We start from the raw sequence: 15687 nt of genomic DNA, 5'->3' as shown, positions 1-15687 counted from the left end.
TGACGTGCGGCCGGTAGGCAGCAAGTACCTGCTCGAGGAGCCGCTCGGACGCGGCGCCACGGGCACCGTCTGGCGAGCCCGCCAGCGGGAGACCGCGGGCGCCGAGGCGGCCGTCGCGGGTCAGCCCGGCGAGACCGTGGCGATCAAGGTCCTCAAGGAGGAGCTCGCCAACGACGCCGATGTGGTGATGCGGTTCCTGCGGGAGCGCTCCGTGCTGCTGCGGCTCACCCACCCGAACATCGTGCGCACCCGGGACCTCGTCGTCGAGGGCGATCTCCTCGCCCTGGTGATGGACCTCATCGACGGTCCCGACCTGCACCGGTATCTGCGCGAGAACGGCCCGCTCACCCCGGTCGCCGCCGCCCTGCTCACCGCTCAGATCGCGGACGCGCTCGCCGCCAGCCACGCCGACGGCGTCGTCCACCGCGACCTCAAGCCCGCCAATGTGCTGGTCGACGAGCGCGACGGCCAGATGCACCCGATGCTCACCGACTTCGGCATCGCGCGCCTCGCGGACTCCCCGGGGCTGACCCGGACCCACGAGTTCGTCGGCACCCCCGCCTATGTGGCGCCCGAGTCCGCCGAGGGCCGCCCGCAGACCTCCGCCGTGGACATCTACGGCGCGGGCATCCTGCTGTACGAACTGGTCACCGGACGACCGCCGTTCGCCGGGGGCACCGCCCTCGAAGTCCTGCACCGGCACCTCAGCGAGGAGCCCCGCCGCCCCAGCACCGTCCCCGCGCCGCTGTGGACGGTCATAGAGCGCTGCCTGAGCAAGGACCCCGACCGGCGGCCCAGCGCCGAGAACCTCGCCCGCGGACTGCGTACCGTCGCCGCGGGCATCGGCGTACACGCCAACTCGGCCCAGATCGCGGCCGCCGACGGTGTGGGCGCCCTGCTGGCACCCGACCCGGCGCCCGCCGCGGTCCCGGAGACCCCCGGGGCGGCCGACCCCACGCAGATGCTGCCGAGCAACGCGGGTTCGTACGACCCCGCCGCCCCGACCAGCGTCCTGCAGCAGACCCCGGGACAGGGCGGTTTCGGCCAGGGGGGTGCGGGTGACGCCGACCCGACCTCGGTCATGCCGCCCGTACCGCAGCACCCCGACGGCCCTCCGCAGCCCGACGGCCCGCACCCCTGGCAGGGGCAGCTCCAGGCCGCGCGTGACCGCAACGACCAGACACAGGTCCAGTACCTCGACCCGGGCCAGGACCCGCTGCGCCGTCGGCCCCAGCGCCAGCAGCCGCCCCAGCAGCCTCCGCAGCGGCAGCAACCGCCTCAGCACCAGCAGCGGCCTCAGCACCAGCAGTACCCGCCGCAGCAGCAACCCCAGCGCTACCAGCAACCGCAACCGCCTCAGCAGCCCCAGCGGCAGCAGTACGCGCCCCCGCAGCAACAGCAGTACGCGCCCCCGCAGCAGCCGCCGCCCCAGCAGCCGGCCGCGCCGCGCCAGCCGAGGCAGCGCAGCGCCAACCCCATGCGCATCCCGGGTCTCGGCTGCCTCAAGGGCTGCCTGTTCACTGTGGTGTTGCTGATCATCGCGGGCTGGCTGATCTGGGAGCTGACACCGCTTCAGGACTGGGTCGCCCAGGGCAAGAGCTTCTGGGAAGCGATCGGTGACGCGATCAGCGCCGTGACCGACTGGGTCTCGAAGATCGGTGACAGTGGCAGCAGCAGTAGCGGCAGCAGCGGCGGCGCCTGAACAGTCAACTCTGTACCTTTGTCGACTTCTCCGGGCCCATTTGGTCCGGAGAAGTGAAGGTTGGCGCCATCCAGGGCACGCAACACCCCGAACGCCGCGTAACTTTGTCGACCGGGGGTCCACCGCCAGCCGCTGAGGGAGCAGTCTTGGCACGGAATATCGGCAGCCGGTACACCGCCCACCAGATCCTGGGGCGCGGCAGCGCCGGCACGGTGTGGCTCGGCGAGGGGCCCGAGGGCCCCGTCGCCATCAAGTTGCTCCGCGAGGACCTCGCGTCCGACCAGGAGCTTGTGGGCCGCTTCGTGCGGGAGCGCACCGCCCTGCTCGGGCTCGACCATCCCCAGGTGGTCACCGTCCGCGACCTCGTCGTCGACGGCAACGACCTGGCCCTGGTCATGACGCTCGTACGCGGCACGGATCTGCGCACCCGCCTCGACCGCGAGCGCCGCCTCGCCCCCGAGGCCGCCGTCGCGATCATCGCGGACGTCGCCGACGGCCTCGCCGCCGCGCACGCCGCCGGGGTGGTCCACCGCGACGTCAAGCCGGAGAACATCCTGCTCGACATGGAGGGGCCGCTCGGCCCCGGCGGTTCGCACCCCGCCCTGCTCACCGACTTCGGCGTCGCGAAGCTGATCGACACCCCGAGCCGCACCAAGTCCACCAAGATCATCGGTACGCCGGACTATCTGGCCCCCGAGATCGTCGAGGGACTCCCGCCGCGCGCCGCCGTGGACATCTACGCCCTCGCGACGGTGCTGTACGAGCTCCTCGCCGGGTTCACGCCCTTCGGGGGCGGCCACCCCGGCGCGGTCCTGCGCCGCCATGTGACCGAGACCGTGGTCCCGCTCCCCGGCATCCCCGAGGAGCTCTGGCAGCTCCTGGTCCAGTGCCTGGCCAAGGCACCGGCCTCCCGGCTGCGCGCCTCGGAGCTCGCGCACCGGTTGCGCGAGCTGCTTCCGCTGCTGGCGGGGATACCCCCGCTCGACGTGGACGAGCCGGGCGCCGAGGAGACGGAACCCCAGGCACCGGCCTACGACGAGCAGCAGTACACACCGTCCGAGGAGCCCCGCCGCCGCGGCGCCGTCCCGCTGGTCCCCGGCTCCGCCCCGGACTCCAACCGCGACACCCACACGAGCATGCGCGTCCCGGCCCCCGACGAGCTGGCCGGCGGCCCGCTGGGCACGGCCCGGGCCCCCCGGGCGCCGGGCCGCCCCCGCCCCGGATCGGCCCGCAACAAATCCGCCGCCGTCCGCAAGCGCCGCATCACGCTGGGCGCCGCCGCGGTCGCCCTGTGCGCGGCCGTCGCCGTGGGTGGCTGGCTGGCGGCGGGCGGCGACGACGCCGACGCGACTCCCCAGGACACCAAGAACTCGGCCCCCTCGTCCCCGTAGGGCCGGTTCGCGGGTAAGCCGGGACGGGGGCCGTGCGGGACCCGCCCCCGGAGCCTTCGGGGACCGTTCGCGGGAGCCCGCTCACGGTCCGGCCACCCCGCCCGGCACGGGTCCGGACCGGCTTCGCGACGGGTCGGGACCGGGTCAGGTCCGGGTTCGGATCCGGACCGCACCGGGACCGGGTTCCGGGTGAGGGCAAGCTTCATCCGCCCAGCCGTTACGCTGGACCCGTGGCAGTCGTCGATATTTCCGAAGAGCTGAAGTCCCTCTCCTCGACCATGGGGTCGATCGAGGCCGTCCTGGACCTGGATGCGCTGAGGGCGGACATCGTCGCGCTCGAGGAGCAGGCGGCGGCGCCGTCCCTCTGGGACGACCCGGACGCGGCACAGAAGATCACCAGCAAGCTTTCGCACCTCCAGGCCGAGGTCCGCAAGGCCGAGACCCTGCGCGGCCGCATCGACGACCTCGAAGTCCTCTTCGAGCTCGCCGAGGACGAGGGCGACGCCGATGCCCTCGCCGAGGCCGAGTCCGAGCTGGAGTCCGTCAAGAAGGCGCTGGACGAGATGGAAGTCCGCACGCTTCTGTCCGGCGAGTACGACGCCCGTGAGGCCCTCGTCAACATCCGGGCCGAGGCGGGCGGCGTGGACGCGGCCGACTTCGCCGAGAAGCTCCAGCGCATGTACATCCGCTGGGCCGAGCGGCACGGCTACAAGACCGAGGTCTACGAGACGTCGTACGCCGAAGAGGCCGGCATCAAGTCGACCACCTTCGCCGTCCAGGTGCCGTACGCCTACGGCACCCTCTCCGTCGAGCAGGGCACCCACCGCCTGGTCCGGATCTCGCCCTTCGACAACCAGGGCCGTCGCCAGACGTCCTTCGCGGGCGTCGAGGTGCTCCCCGTCGTCGAGCAGACCGACCACATCGAGATCGACGAGTCGGAGCTGCGCGTCGACGTGTACCGCTCCTCCGGCCCCGGTGGTCAGGGCGTCAACACCACGGACTCCGCGGTGCGCCTGACGCACCTGCCGACCGGCATCGTCGTCTCCTGCCAGAACGAGCGCTCGCAGATCCAGAACAAGGCCTCCGCGATGAACGTCCTCCAGGCGAAGCTCCTTGAGCGCCGCCGCCAGGAGGAGCAGGCCAAGATGAACGCACTCAAGGGCGACGGCGGCAACTCCTGGGGCAACCAGATGCGTTCGTACGTCCTGCACCCCTACCAGATGGTGAAGGACCTCCGTACGGACTTCGAGATCGGCAATCCGGAAGCGGTCTTCAACGGCGAGATCGACGGCTTCCTGGAAGCCGGCATCCGCTGGCGCAAGCAGCGGGAGAAGTAACCCCGGTCGTACGTCGGTTGAGCCCGGACAGGCAGCTGTCCGGGCTCAGTCGTGTGGTGCGGGACCGCACGCAGTTGCGGGGAAGTCGTGCTCAATGCGTCACAGTCGTGATTCCGAATAGCCGTCAAGAAGCCCCATAACGGTGCGTATTACACGGAACGGCCTTGACGTAATCCTTAACTCTGGCCAGGGTGCTAGAGCAGCATGCGTATGTCTGGGACGGGTGTGAACCGGGGGGCGGGCGGGAGACCACGGCACGATGTGGCCCTGCCCCGAGAGCGAACCCCGCAGGGCCGTGGCCCCGCACATATGGCTGCTCCACTGACGAGATCGGCTACTGGGGGTAGCAACAGATGACCAAGAAGACGCGCATCCGCGTCGCGCGGATAGCCGCTGGTGCGGTTATTGCCGCGGGTGCCTCGCTGACCGCGGCCGGTGCGGCGCAGGCCGTCGGCATCGGCATCGGGATCGGTGTTGACGGCGAGGACGGCGTCACCGCCAAGGCCGAAGTGAACGGCGGCGACAACCCGGCGGGCGGTGCTGACCAGGGCGGAACGTCCGGTGAGAACCCCATCGGCGGCGCTGACGCCGGTGCCGACGGTGGCTCGGACGGTGGCGCTGACGGCGGTGCCGATGGTGGCGCTGACGGCGGTGCCGATGGTGGCGCCGATGGCGGTGCTGACGGTGGTGCTGATGGTGGCGTCGACGGCGGTGCTGACGGCGGTGCTGACGGTGGTGCCGATGGTGGCGCTGACGGTGGCGCTGACGGTGGTGCTGATGGTGGCGTCGACGGCGGTGCTGACGGTGGTGCCGATGGCGGTGCTGATGGTGGCGCCGATGGTGGTGCTGACGGCGGTGCCGATGGTGGCTCGGGCAACAACGGCGGTTCGGGCAACAACGGTGGTTCGGGCAACAACGGTGGCTCGGGCAACAACGGTGGCTCGGGCAACAACGGTGGCTCGGGCAACAACGGCGGTTCCGGTAACAACGGCGGCACCACCGACGGCGGCGGCGACAACGGTGGTTCCAGCAATGGCACCTCCGGCTCCGCCACCTCCGGTTCGACCACCGGTGGCGGCGACGCCGGTACCTGCACGGTGGACCTCGACGGTGCCGAGTGCGCCGACAACACCGACACGGACAGCGTCGGCAACCAGCCGGTCGAGCAGGGCAAGGGCAAGGACGAGCTCGCCGAGACCGGTGCGGCCGAGACCACGTTCCTGCTGGTCGGCGCCGCGACGATGATCGCCGGTGGCATCGGCTTCCGTATGCTGCCGCGCCTGGTCGGCGGCGGTCGTACGGTCGCCTAAAGGCCCGTACACGCACGGAGAGGGCCCGGGAGGCCGCGTACAGCCTTCCCGGGCCCTCTCGGCGTACGCGGCGGTCCTGCGGCCCGTACGTGGACGTATCAGCCCTCCGGCTCCCGCGGCGGGCGTACCCGGCCGGACAGGGGGCGCCGGACCGGTCAGGCGGCCTGGTGCGCCAGCAGCGCGAGCGCCGCCACCAGGATCACCATCAGAGCGATCAGCATCGCCGGATTCAGTCCGGCGAGCGGGCCCTGGTCCTGCTCGTCCTCCAGCTGCTGCCGCACGGCCCGGCAGACGCGGCAGCGTCCCTCGTTCACCGGCGCCGCGCAGTTCGCGCACACCAGTCGGTCATAGGTCATGCGCTTTCCTCCTCCCGCGCGGCGGAGCCGCTTTCTGCTTCCTCTCCGCACAACGCTCCGGGAAACGCAACCGTTCCCCCCACCACTGTGCCAGCTCGCGCCGATTTCGGCGCGGCCCGCCGGACAAGGTCCGGCACGACCCGTTTCGTTCCGACCCAGGTTCTGCCATAAATCACCCATTGCCGGACGCCGCCTGCACGCGTGAGCCCGGTTCGCGTATGGTCACGCACACCTACTCCCGGCCGACCGTGGTGCATCCGTGATCCGATTCGACAACGTCTCCAAGACCTACCCGAAGCAGACCCGCCCGGCTCTGCGCGATGTCTCGCTCGACATCGAGAAGGGCGAGTTCGTCTTCCTGGTGGGCTCCTCCGGCTCCGGCAAGTCGACCTTCATGCGACTGATCCTGCGCGAGGAGCGCGCCAGCACGGGCATGGTCCATGTGCTCGGCAAGGATCTCGCGCGGCTGTCCAACTGGAAGGTGCCGCAGATGCGCCGCCAGCTGGGCACGGTCTTCCAGGACTTCCGGCTCCTGCCCAACAAGACCGTCGCCGAGAACGTGGCCTTCGCGCAGGAGGTCATCGGCAAGCCGCGCGGCGAGATCCGCAAGGCGGTGCCCCAGGTCCTCGACCTCGTCGGTCTCGGCGGCAAGGAGGACCGGATGCCCGGTGAGCTCTCCGGTGGTGAGCAGCAGCGCGTGGCGATCGCGAGGGCCTTCGTCAACCGCCCCATGCTGCTGATCGCGGACGAGCCGACCGGCAACCTCGACCCGCAGACCTCCGTCGGCATCATGAAGCTGCTGGACCGGATCAACCGGACCGGCACCACTGTGATCATGGCGACGCACGACCAGAACATCGTCGACCAGATGCGCAAGCGCGTCATCGAGCTCGAACAGGGCCGTCTCGTACGCGACCAGGCACGCGGCGTGTACGGATACCAGCACTGAAGAGGGTCCGCCCTCCGAGCATCGAGTACTGAAAGGACGCCATGCGCGCCCAGTTCGTCCTGTCGGAGATCGGCGTCGGTCTTCGTCGCAACCTCACGATGACCTTCGCGGTCGTGGTCTCCGTCGCCCTCTCGCTCGCCCTGTTCGGCGGCGCGCTGCTCATGCGCGAGCAGGTCAGCACGATGAAGGACTACTGGTACGACAAGGTCAACGTCTCGATCTTCCTCTGCAACAAGAGCGACGCCAAGGACGTACCCAAGTGCGCCAAGGGTGCCGTCACTCCGCAGCAGAGGAAGGAGATCAAGTCCGATCTCGAAGAGATGGACGCTGTCCAGAAGGTCAGCTTCGAGACGGTCGACGAGGCGTACAAGCACTACCAGGAGCAGTTCGGCGATTCGCCGATGGCGGGCAACATCACGCCCGACCAGATGCAGGAGTCGTTCCGGGTCAAGCTCGACGACCCGAAGAAGTACAAGGTCGTCGCCACGGCCTTCGCGGGGCGGGACGGGGTGCAGTCCGTCCAGGACCAACGCAGCATCCTGGACAACCTCTTCGGGCTGATGAACGGCATGAACGTCGTCGCGATATACGTGATGGTGCTGATGCTGGTCATCGCGCTGATCCTGATCGTCAACACCGTCCGGGTCTCGGCGTTCAGCCGCAGACGTGAGACGGGCATCATGCGGCTCGTCGGTGCCTCCGGCTTCTACATCCAGATGCCGTTCATCATGGAGGCGGCCGTCGCCGGCCTGATCGGCGGTCTGCTCGCCTGCGCCATGCTGCTCGGCGGCCGTTACTTCCTGATCGACGGCGGACTGGCGCTCAAGGACAAGCTGAACCTGATCGACTTCATCGGCTGGGACGCGGTCCTGACCAAGCTGCCGCTCGTCCTCGCGATCGGGCTGCTGATGCCCGCCGTTGCCGCGCTGTTCGCGCTCCGCAAGTACCTCAAGGTGTGACATGCGCCCCCTGGGGCGTGCGGCCGAGTAGCCGTGCGCCCCAGGGGGCTTGTCCTAGACTCGACGCCATGTCAGGCCCCACGCACCGTTTCGGGCCCCGCGGTCTCTGCCGCGGGGCGGCTCTGACATTGGTCTTCGGATGCGTCCTCGCCACGGCCGCGGCCACCGGGTCCTTGCCGTACGACGGGGAACAGGGCCCGGACATCCAGGCCCGCTCCATCGCCTCCACCTTCGCCCCCGTCGACCGCGCCGAGATCGAGGACGCCGCGGCCGACGCCGAGGCCGACGGGAAGTCCGGCACCGCCGCGGCCGAGGAAGCCGTCAGCCGCAGCGGGGACCGCTGGGGCGCGGTGTACGACGAGCGGGAGTACGAGGAGTTCGAGCAGGCCCTCGACGGCTCGTACACGGGTGTCGGGCTCTCCGCCCGGCGCACCTCCGGCGGCAGGGTCGCCGTGGCCCGGGTGCAGGGCGGCAGCCCCGCGGACCGGGCCGGTATCCGCAAGGGTGACCTGCTGCGTACGGTCGACGGCGGCCGGGTCGCCGAGCGTCCCGTCGCCGAGGTCGTCGCCCTGCTGCGCGGGGACGGTACGGGAGCGGCCGAGGGCAGCACCGTGGTCCTCGGCCTCGAACGGGGCGGGCGCGCCTGGACCACGACCCTGAGCCGGGCCCGGCTCACCACCGAGGCGGTCACCGTCCGGCGCCTGGGCGACGAGCCCTCGTCGGCGGTCCTGATCAAGGTCGCCGCGTTCACCAAGGGGGCCGGCGGCGAGGTCCGCGACGCGGTACGCGCCGCACCGGGCGACGCCGGGATCCTGCTGGACCTGCGCGCCAATTCCGGCGGCCTGGTCACCGAGGCGGCCGACGCCGCCTCCGCCTTCCTGGACGGCGGGCTGGTCGCCACGTACGACGTGCACGGCGACCAGCGCGCCCTGTACGCCGAGACCGGCGGCGATACGGCCCGGCCCGTCGTCGTTCTCGTCGACGGGGGCACGATGAGCGCGGCCGAGCTGCTGACCGGCGCCCTCCAGGACCGGGGGCGCGTCGTCACCGTCGGCTCGCCCACCTTCGGCAAGGGCTCCGTACAGATGCCGAGCAAGCTTCCGGGGGGTTCGGTGGCCGAGCTGACCGTCGGGCACTACCGCACACCGGAGGGCCGCAACGTCGACGGCCGGGGCATCACACCGGACGTCGTGGTCGACGCGCGGGCCCAGGAACGGGCCGAGACAGTATTGAGTGGCCTCGGGGGTGGGTCGTAGTGCGAAAATGACCGCACTATGGCCAAGGAAAAAGACACCGGGCGCAAGATGATCGCGCAGAACAAGAAGGCGCGGCACGACTACCACATCCTCGACACCTACGAGTGCGGGCTCGTCCTCATGGGTACCGAGGTCAAGTCCCTGCGGATGGGCAGGGCCTCGCTGGTCGACGGGTTCGTCCAGATCGACGGCCACGAGGCGTGGCTGCACAACATCCACGTCCCCGAGTACGTCCAGGGCACCTGGACCAACCACGCGGCCAAGCGCAAGCGCAAGCTGCTGCTGCACCGGGCCGAGATCGACAAGCTGGAGTCGAAGTCCCAGGAGACGGGCCACACCATCGTGCCCCTCGCCCTGTACTTCAAGGACGGCCGGGTGAAGGTCGAGATCGCGCTCGCGAAGGGCAAGAAGGAGTTCGACAAGCGTCAGACGCTGCGCGAGAAGCAGGACACGAGGGAGACGAACCGGGCGATCGCGGCGGTCCGCAGGCGTCAGCGGAGCGCCTGAGCAGGAATACGCTGGCATCGTCCGGCGTTGGTCACGTACGATGGGCCGTGCACCTCACAGCGGGTGCGCGTTTGAAAAATCAACATGGGGATGATCGGTTTCGACAGCGGATGTCGAAGCAGGGGAAGCGAGTCGAGGAAGCGGCAATGATCTCGTAAACCATATGTCGCAAACAATAATCGCCAATTCCAAGCGCGATTCCTCCGCCTTCGCCCTCGCTGCCTAATTAGCAGCTAGCGAAGACTCTGCGGAGTGTCAGCCCGGGGGTGATCCCGACCCGGATCCTGGCATCAACTAGGGATCTAAACTTCTCAGCCCGGTCACGGGGCTGAGAAGGAAATCAAACAGTGACTGGGCCTGTCGGAGGCTTGTTCGTGTGACCTCCGGGGCCGAGAAAAGCGCAGCGAACTGCACTCGGAGAAGCCCTGGTTCTGCACCGTTGGACGCGGGTTCGATTCCCGCCATCTCCACCACCACCCCATGTAAGCCTCCGCCCCGCGAGTTCACTCGCGGGGCGGAGGTTTTTTCCTGCCCTGCGGCGCGGGCGGATCATCGAGGCCCCGGTCCCGCGCGGCCCGATCGAGGCCCCGGTCTCGCGCCGCCCGCCGGTCATACCGCTCGGCGGGTGCGCCGTGCGGCGGTCGCCGCCGCGATGACCAGGGCCAGCCCCGCCGCGCACATCGGTGCCGCGTAGCCGGTCACCGTCCCGGCGTGCTCCACCAGCCAGCCGCCGGCCGCCGCCCCCGCCCCGATCCCGCCCAGCAGCGCGGTGACCGCGAGCGTCATGCCCTCGTTCAGCTGTCCCGCGGGTGTCAGGCGCTGGACCACCGTCATGCCGGTGACCATGGTGGGCGCCGTCGCCGCGCCCGCCAGCAGCAGACAGAGGGCGAGCACGGTCAGGGAATCGGTGGTGGCGGCGGCCAGCAGCGGCAGCGACATCAGCGCCGTCATGCCCGCGAGGCAGAACAGCAGCCGGTGCCCGACGTTCGCGGCGGGCCGCAGCGACCCGTACAGCAGCCCCGCCACGCACGAACCGCCCGCCTGAAGGGCGAGGATCGCGCCCCCGGCGTGCGCGATCGAGACGACCTCCATGGTCCCGAACACCGCCCCCGTGGCGAGGAAGACGCTGAGCAGGGCGGGCATGCCGGGGGTACGGAGGGGAGAAGCCGCGTGGGTCCGGGGGGCGACCGGCGGTTCGGTCGCGCGCTGGGCGGCGAAGATCAGCATGCCGGTCATCAGCAGGACCGCGCCGACGAGCGTGCCGGCCTCGGGGAACAGCCCCGCGCACAGGAACGCGGCGATGACCGGGCCGAGCATGTAGCAGAGTTCGTCGACGGACTGCTCGAAGGAGTTCGCGGTGTGCAGGGCCGCCGGATCGCCCCGGTGCAGATACGCCCAGCGGGCCCGGGACATGCCGCCGGTGTTCGGGGTGGTCGCGGTCGCGGCGTACGCGGCGAAGAGCGTCCAGGCGGGGGCGTCGTAGTGCACGCAGAGCAGGAGGGCCACGGACCCGAGCACGGCGATCGCGGTGGCGGGCACGGCGATCCGGGCCTGCCCGTGGCGGTCCACGAGCCGTGCGGTCCAGGGGGCGACCACCGCCGTCGCGGCCAGGCCGGTCGCGGTGACGGCCCCGGCCAGGGCGTACGAATCGCGTGACCCGGCGATCATGATGACCGCGCTGACGCTGAACATGCCCTGGGGCAGCCGGGCGATGAGGTTGCCCGCGGTGAAGGCCCGAGCGCCGGGGGTGGCGAGCAGACGGCGATAGGGGTTGGCCGTGGGAGGGAGCTTCGCGGGGGGTTCTGCCCCGGGCGGCCGTTCCCCGACGGTTTCCGCCTCGGGGCGGAGCGGGGCGGAAACCGTCTCGGGGCGGACCTGGACGGCCTCCGCCTCGGGAGGGACGGCTACGGCCTTCGCCCCGGGCCCGGCCGGCGCCACCGGATTCCGGGGGGCGATGATCAGCAGGTCGCCGCAGACGGTGTGCAGCGGGCCGGTGGCGGGTCGATCGGGGGCGGCGGAGGGCATCGGCATGGCTCAAGCCTCATGGCGCCCGGTCCGTACGGTCCAACACCTTCTCCGTACCCATTCACGCACCCGTGTTGTAAATTCTGCGGGGTGAGCGTCCCCGACACCGACCCCCGGCTCCTGCGCGCGTTCCTCGCCGTCGCGGAGGAGCTGCACTTCACCCGCGCCGCCGCCCGGCTCTTCCTCGCCCAGCAGGCGCTGAGCCGGGACATCCGACGCCTGGAGCGCGAGCTCGGCGCGCAGCTGTTCGTCCGGACCACCCGCCAGGTCTCGCTCACCCCGGACGGCGAACGGCTGCTCCCGTACGCCCGGCGGGTCCTCGACGCGCACGCCGAACTCGCCGCGGCCTTCGCCGATCCGGCCGCCCGGCCGCTGCTCGTCGATCTGAACACCGACGGGATGACCGCGGCCAGGGTCCTGGCCCGTGCGCGGGATCTCGCTCCGGCGTGCGAGCTGATGGCGCGCTTCGAGTCCGGGCTGACCCGCGCGGCCGACGAGATCCTCGCCGGACGGCTCGACGTCTCGTTCGGGCGGGCAGCCGGGCTCGATCCCTCGGTGCGGGCCCGGCTCCGCGTACAGCCCGTGCGGTACGAGCCGATGGCCGTCCTGCTCCCGGTCGCCCACCCCCTGGCCACGCGGGAGTCCGTCGCACTGGACGACCTGGCCGGGGAGACCGTCTACGCGGGGGCCGGCAATGAACGCACCCGGGAGTGGACCGCCCTGGCCGCCCTGCTGTTCGGCGCGTACGGCATCGAGCTGGCGCCGCCCGCCCCGCTCGCCGTCGGGGTGGCCGAATTCCAGCGGGTGATGGCCAAGACGGGGAACCCCGTACTCGCGGTCGTCGGCTTCCCGCCCCTGCCGGGCACCGTGCTGCGCCCGCTCGTCGCTCCCGTGCCGCTCTCCCCGCTGATGATGGTCTGGCGCGAGGGTCTGCGTCATCCGGGACTGGACGCCCTGCGGGCGGCGGCCGGTCAACTCGCCGCGTCGGAAGGGTGGATGGTGCGGCCCCCCGGCTCCTGGCTGCCCGAGGGCGATGCGGCGCTGATGCGCGAACCCCCGCCGGCCACCGGGCGCTGAGGCGCGAACCCCCGCCGGCCACCGGGCGCTGAGGCGCGAACCCCCGTCGGGCCACCGGGTGCTGAAGCGGCACACCCCCACCGGGCGGTATACCTTCGGCGCGCCGTCACCGTGCCCGCGAAGCCCCGGCACGGCGCCGCGGAGGTGTGAGGATGACTCCTGGGCGTCGAGCGACGTAACGGCCGGGAAATACGGGCGAACCGAAGCCGACACGCGGGGTTGGCAGTCTCGGCCCTCCGCACCACCGAGCACCAGCGGGACCACGAGAGCCGGGTATCACGCCATGCAGGACGACGACGCAACGCACGGGCCCCTCGCGGGCTTCACGGTCGGGGTGACCGCCGCCCGTCGTGCGGAGGAGCTGGGCACCCTCCTCCGGCGCAGGGGCGCCGCTGTCATGCACGCCCCCGCGCTGCGGATCCTGCCGCTCGCGGACGACAGCGAACTCCTGGCCGCCACCGGGGAACTCGTCGAGCACGCCCCCGATGTCGTGATCGCCACCACCGCGATCGGCTTCCGGGGCTGGGTGGAGGCCGCCGACGGCTGGGGCCTGGGGGACCGGCTCCTGGACATGCTGCGGGGGGCCGAACTGCTGGCCCGTGGCCCGAAGGTCAAGGGCGCCATCCGGGCGGCCGGGCTGACCGAGTCATGGTCGCCCGGCTCGGAATCGTTGGCCGAAGTGCTCGACCGGCTCCTCGGCGAGGGCGTCGAGGGCCGCCGCATCGCCCTCCAGCTGCACGGCGAACCGCTGCCCGGATTCATCGAGTCGCTCCGGGCGGCGGGTGCCGAAGTCGTCGGCGTACCCGTATACCGCTGGATGCCGCCCGAGGACATCGCCCCGCTCGACCGGATGCTCGATGTCACCGCCGCCCGGGGCCTGGACGCGATCACCTTCACCAGTGCCCCCGCCGCCGCCTCGTTCCTGAACCGCGCCGAGGCCCGCGGCCTGTTCCCGGAGATCCTGGGCGCCCTGCACGACGACGTCCTGGTGGCCTGCGTCGGCCCGGTCACCGCGCTCCCGCTACAGGCCCGGGGCATCGGCACCCTTCAGCCGGAACGCTTCCGGCTCGGCCCGCTCGTCCAGCTGCTCTGCGCTCAACTCCCTTCCACAGTGCGTACGTTGCCGGTCGCCGGGCACCGCGTCGAGATCCGCGGGCACGCCGTGCTCGTCGACGACGAACTGTGCCCGGTGCCGCCTGCGGGCATGGCCCTGCTGCATGCGCTGGCCCGCCGGCCGGGCTGGGTGGTGGCCCGTGCCGACCTGCTGCGGGCGCTGCCCGGCAGCGGCTCCGACGAACACGCGGTGGAGACGGCGATGGCCCGGTTGCGCGGTGCGCTCGGCGTACCCCGGCTGATCCAGACCGTCGTCAAGCGCGGCTACCGGCTGGCGTTGGACCCGTCGGAGGGCACCACGCAAGCGGGGTAGGCCGGGGGTACACAAGGGGAGATAGCGTGATCGGATGATGAACGCCACCCACTCCCTCGCTCAGGACGTGATCCTGCGGCCCGCCGCGCTCACCGACGCCGAATCCTGCGCCGCCGCGCTCACCCGCAGCCGTGCCTACATGAGCCCTTGGGAGCCGATTCGCCACGAGTCCTTCTACACGACCCGGGGTCAGGCCGAACGTCTCGCCGGACTGCTGGCGGAGCGGGACGCCCGGCACGCCATGCCCTGGGTCCTGGCCGATGGTGAGGACCGGGTGATCGGCGCCCTCACGCTCACCGGCATCGTCCTCGGGCCCTTCCGCAGCGCGGCCCTCGGCTACTGGGTCGACGTCGACCGGGCGGGCCAGGGCCTGGCCACCTCCGCCGTCCGCGCCGTCTGCGACGCCGCCCGGGACGAGCTCGGGCTGCACCGGATCGAGGCCGGAACGATGCTCGACAACATGGCCTCGCAGCGGGTCCTCGCCAAGTGCGGCTTCGAGCAGTTCGGCACCGCCCCGCGCTATCTCCACATCAACGGCCAGTGGCGCGACCACCGGCTGTTCCAGCGGATTCTGCACGACGGTCCACCGCGGCTCTGATCCCCGCCGTACCCGCGTGGTGGCAGGGGTTCCGGCCCGGCCCGAGTACGGGCACTCTGGGGGTGGCATCCCGACGGAGACCGGTGACCTGAAGGCGGTGGCAGGCTCATGGCGACGGGCATGGGCGCGAACCGCTGGCGGTTCGACTCCGGCCGGCTCTGCCTCGATCTGGTGGCGACCGGGTACACCACGTCCGGTGTGGGCGAACAACTCGCCGGCCCCGAGCGGCTCGCCGAGTGGCTGGTGGCCGCCCGGCTGGTGCCGGAGGGGACCGTGCTGACCGCCCTGGACGGCACCTGGGTGACGCGCTTCCAGCAGCTGAGGGCGGGCATCGACCGGCTGCTGACCGCCGAACTCGCGGGTCGCGGCGCCGACGCGGCCCTGGAGCGGGTCAACGCCCTGGCAGCCGGTGCGCCGCCCGGAGTGCGGGCCGTGCGGAGCAGCGGCGGCACCCTCGTACGGAAGCTGAGCGCCGAGCCCGGCTGCGGGGCGCTGCTCGCGGCCGTGGCCAGGGACGCCGTGGAACTGCTGACGGACCCGACGGCCCGTGCGACGCTGCGGCGGTGCGAGGGGGACGCCTGCCGCCGCCTCTATCTGGACACCTCGCGCGGCGGGCGTCGGCGCTGGTGCTCCAGCGAGGTGTGCGGCAACCGGGAACGGGTCGCCAGGCACCGGCGCCGGGTGGCCGCGGTCGGCACCGACGCGTGACGGACACCCCCGCCCGTGGAGCGCCGGGGGCGCCCCGCCGGGGCAGCGATCCCGGTCGGCCGCACGCCCCGTGAGGAATCCCGGCC

General features: G+C 71.6%; 14 protein-coding genes and 1 other RNA gene. 13 read left to right on the top strand and 2 right to left on the bottom strand.

Annotated elements, in window-relative coordinates:
* The first annotated feature begins 4 nt into the window (after positions 1 to 4).
* The 4 genes from A6A29_RS27520 (at position 5) to A6A29_RS27505 (ending at position 5740) form a co-directional block, all read left to right on the top strand.
* The gene (locus tag A6A29_RS27520; protein ID WP_073723835.1) at positions 5 to 1702 is read left to right on the top strand and encodes a serine/threonine-protein kinase; all 1698 of its coding nucleotides are present in this window, start codon (positions 5 to 7) and stop codon (positions 1700 to 1702) included.
* A 146-nt stretch (positions 1703 to 1848) separates the two neighbouring features.
* On the top strand, positions 1849 to 3093 hold the full coding sequence (locus A6A29_RS27515) for a serine/threonine-protein kinase (RefSeq protein ID WP_073723833.1): 1245 nt from the start codon (positions 1849 to 1851) through the stop codon (positions 3091 to 3093).
* Positions 3094 to 3323: 230 nt separating this feature from the next.
* Positions 3324 to 4430, top strand: a complete 1107-nt coding sequence (gene prfB, locus A6A29_RS27510) for a peptide chain release factor 2 (protein ID WP_073723831.1) — start codon at positions 3324 to 3326, stop codon at positions 4428 to 4430.
* A 353-nt stretch (positions 4431 to 4783) separates the two neighbouring features.
* A complete protein-coding gene (locus A6A29_RS27505) occupies positions 4784 to 5740 on the top strand; it encodes a hypothetical protein (protein WP_073723829.1) in 957 nt (318 codons plus the stop codon).
* 155 nt (positions 5741 to 5895) lie between these two features.
* On the opposite strand, the gene A6A29_RS27500 is transcribed toward A6A29_RS27505, so the two are convergent.
* On the bottom strand, positions 5896 to 6096 hold the full coding sequence (locus A6A29_RS27500) for a hypothetical protein (RefSeq protein WP_073723827.1): 201 nt from the start codon (positions 6094 to 6096) through the stop codon (positions 5896 to 5898).
* Between the two features lie 259 nt (positions 6097 to 6355).
* Here A6A29_RS27500 and ftsE point away from each other — a divergent pair, with 259 nt between their 5' ends.
* The 5 genes from ftsE to ssrA all read left to right on the top strand — a co-directional run bounded on the left by ftsE (position 6356) and on the right by ssrA (position 10240).
* Positions 6356 to 7045, top strand: a complete 690-nt coding sequence (ftsE, locus tag A6A29_RS27495; protein WP_073723825.1) for a cell division ATP-binding protein FtsE — start codon at positions 6356 to 6358, stop codon at positions 7043 to 7045.
* A 41-nt stretch (positions 7046 to 7086) separates the two neighbouring features.
* Positions 7087 to 8004: a permease-like cell division protein FtsX gene (ftsX, locus tag A6A29_RS27490; protein ID WP_073723823.1), complete on the top strand. Its 918-nt coding sequence runs from the start codon at positions 7087 to 7089 to the stop codon at positions 8002 to 8004.
* Positions 8005 to 8072: 68 nt separating this feature from the next.
* The gene (locus A6A29_RS27485; RefSeq protein WP_073723821.1) at positions 8073 to 9260 is read left to right on the top strand and encodes a S41 family peptidase; all 1188 of its coding nucleotides are present in this window, start codon (positions 8073 to 8075) and stop codon (positions 9258 to 9260) included.
* Between the two features lie 18 nt (positions 9261 to 9278).
* Positions 9279 to 9767: an SsrA-binding protein SmpB gene (gene smpB, locus A6A29_RS27480; RefSeq protein WP_073723819.1), complete on the top strand. Its 489-nt coding sequence runs from the start codon at positions 9279 to 9281 to the stop codon at positions 9765 to 9767.
* Between the two features lie 86 nt (positions 9768 to 9853).
* Positions 9854 to 10240, top strand: a transfer-messenger RNA (tmRNA) gene (gene ssrA / locus A6A29_RS27475).
* A 136-nt stretch (positions 10241 to 10376) separates the two neighbouring features.
* On the opposite strand, the gene A6A29_RS27470 is transcribed toward ssrA, so the two are convergent.
* Positions 10377 to 11798, bottom strand: a complete 1422-nt coding sequence (locus A6A29_RS27470; RefSeq protein ID WP_107468330.1) for an MFS transporter — start codon at positions 11796 to 11798, stop codon at positions 10377 to 10379.
* Positions 11799 to 11882: 84 nt separating this feature from the next.
* Here A6A29_RS27470 and A6A29_RS27465 point away from each other — a divergent pair, with 84 nt between their 5' ends.
* The 4 genes from A6A29_RS27465 to A6A29_RS27450 all read left to right on the top strand — a co-directional run bounded on the left by A6A29_RS27465 (position 11883) and on the right by A6A29_RS27450 (position 15601).
* Positions 11883 to 12869 carry a LysR family transcriptional regulator gene (locus tag A6A29_RS27465; protein WP_073723817.1) on the top strand — a complete coding sequence of 329 codons (987 nt, stop codon included), beginning with the start codon at positions 11883 to 11885 and terminating at the stop codon, positions 12867 to 12869.
* Positions 12870 to 13152: 283 nt separating this feature from the next.
* A complete protein-coding gene (locus A6A29_RS27460) occupies positions 13153 to 14295 on the top strand; it encodes a uroporphyrinogen-III synthase (protein ID WP_073723815.1) in 1143 nt (380 codons plus the stop codon).
* Between the two features lie 34 nt (positions 14296 to 14329).
* Positions 14330 to 14893 carry a GNAT family N-acetyltransferase gene (locus tag A6A29_RS27455; protein WP_073723813.1) on the top strand — a complete coding sequence of 188 codons (564 nt, stop codon included), beginning with the start codon at positions 14330 to 14332 and terminating at the stop codon, positions 14891 to 14893.
* A gap of 108 nt (positions 14894 to 15001) precedes the next feature.
* Entirely contained in the window at positions 15002 to 15601 is a 600-nt protein-coding gene (locus A6A29_RS27450) for a CGNR zinc finger domain-containing protein (RefSeq protein ID WP_073723810.1), read from the top strand.
* Positions 15602 to 15687: the final 86 nt, after the last annotated feature.

The sequence above is a fragment of the Streptomyces sp. TSRI0281 genome (assembly GCF_001905125.1).
Taxonomy (GTDB): Bacteria; Actinomycetota; Actinomycetes; order Streptomycetales; family Streptomycetaceae; genus Streptomyces.
This window is presented reverse-complemented; position numbering and strand designations above follow the sequence as displayed.

Bases quoted from the DNA above. Each gene is read 5' to 3' on its own strand.
- A6A29_RS27505 (WP_073723829.1), top strand. From the start codon at position 4,784: ATGACCAAGAAGACGCGCATCCGCGTCGCGCGGATAGCCGCTGGTGCG.
- A6A29_RS27500 (WP_073723827.1), bottom strand. From the start codon at position 6,096: ATGACCTATGACCGACTGGTGTGCGCGAACTGCGCGGCGCCGGTGAAC.
- ftsX (WP_073723823.1), top strand. From the start codon at position 7,087: ATGCGCGCCCAGTTCGTCCTGTCGGAGATCGGCGTCGGTCTTCGTCGC.
- A6A29_RS27485 (WP_073723821.1), top strand. From the start codon at position 8,073: ATGTCAGGCCCCACGCACCGTTTCGGGCCCCGCGGTCTCTGCCGCGGG.
- smpB (WP_073723819.1), top strand. From the start codon at position 9,279: ATGGCCAAGGAAAAAGACACCGGGCGCAAGATGATCGCGCAGAACAAG.
- A6A29_RS27470 (WP_107468330.1), bottom strand. From the start codon at position 11,798: ATGCCGATGCCCTCCGCCGCCCCCGATCGACCCGCCACCGGCCCGCTG.
- A6A29_RS27460 (WP_073723815.1), top strand. From the start codon at position 13,153: ATGCAGGACGACGACGCAACGCACGGGCCCCTCGCGGGCTTCACGGTC.
- A6A29_RS27455 (WP_073723813.1), top strand. From the start codon at position 14,330: ATGATGAACGCCACCCACTCCCTCGCTCAGGACGTGATCCTGCGGCCC.
- A6A29_RS27450 (WP_073723810.1), top strand. From the start codon at position 15,002: ATGGCGACGGGCATGGGCGCGAACCGCTGGCGGTTCGACTCCGGCCGG.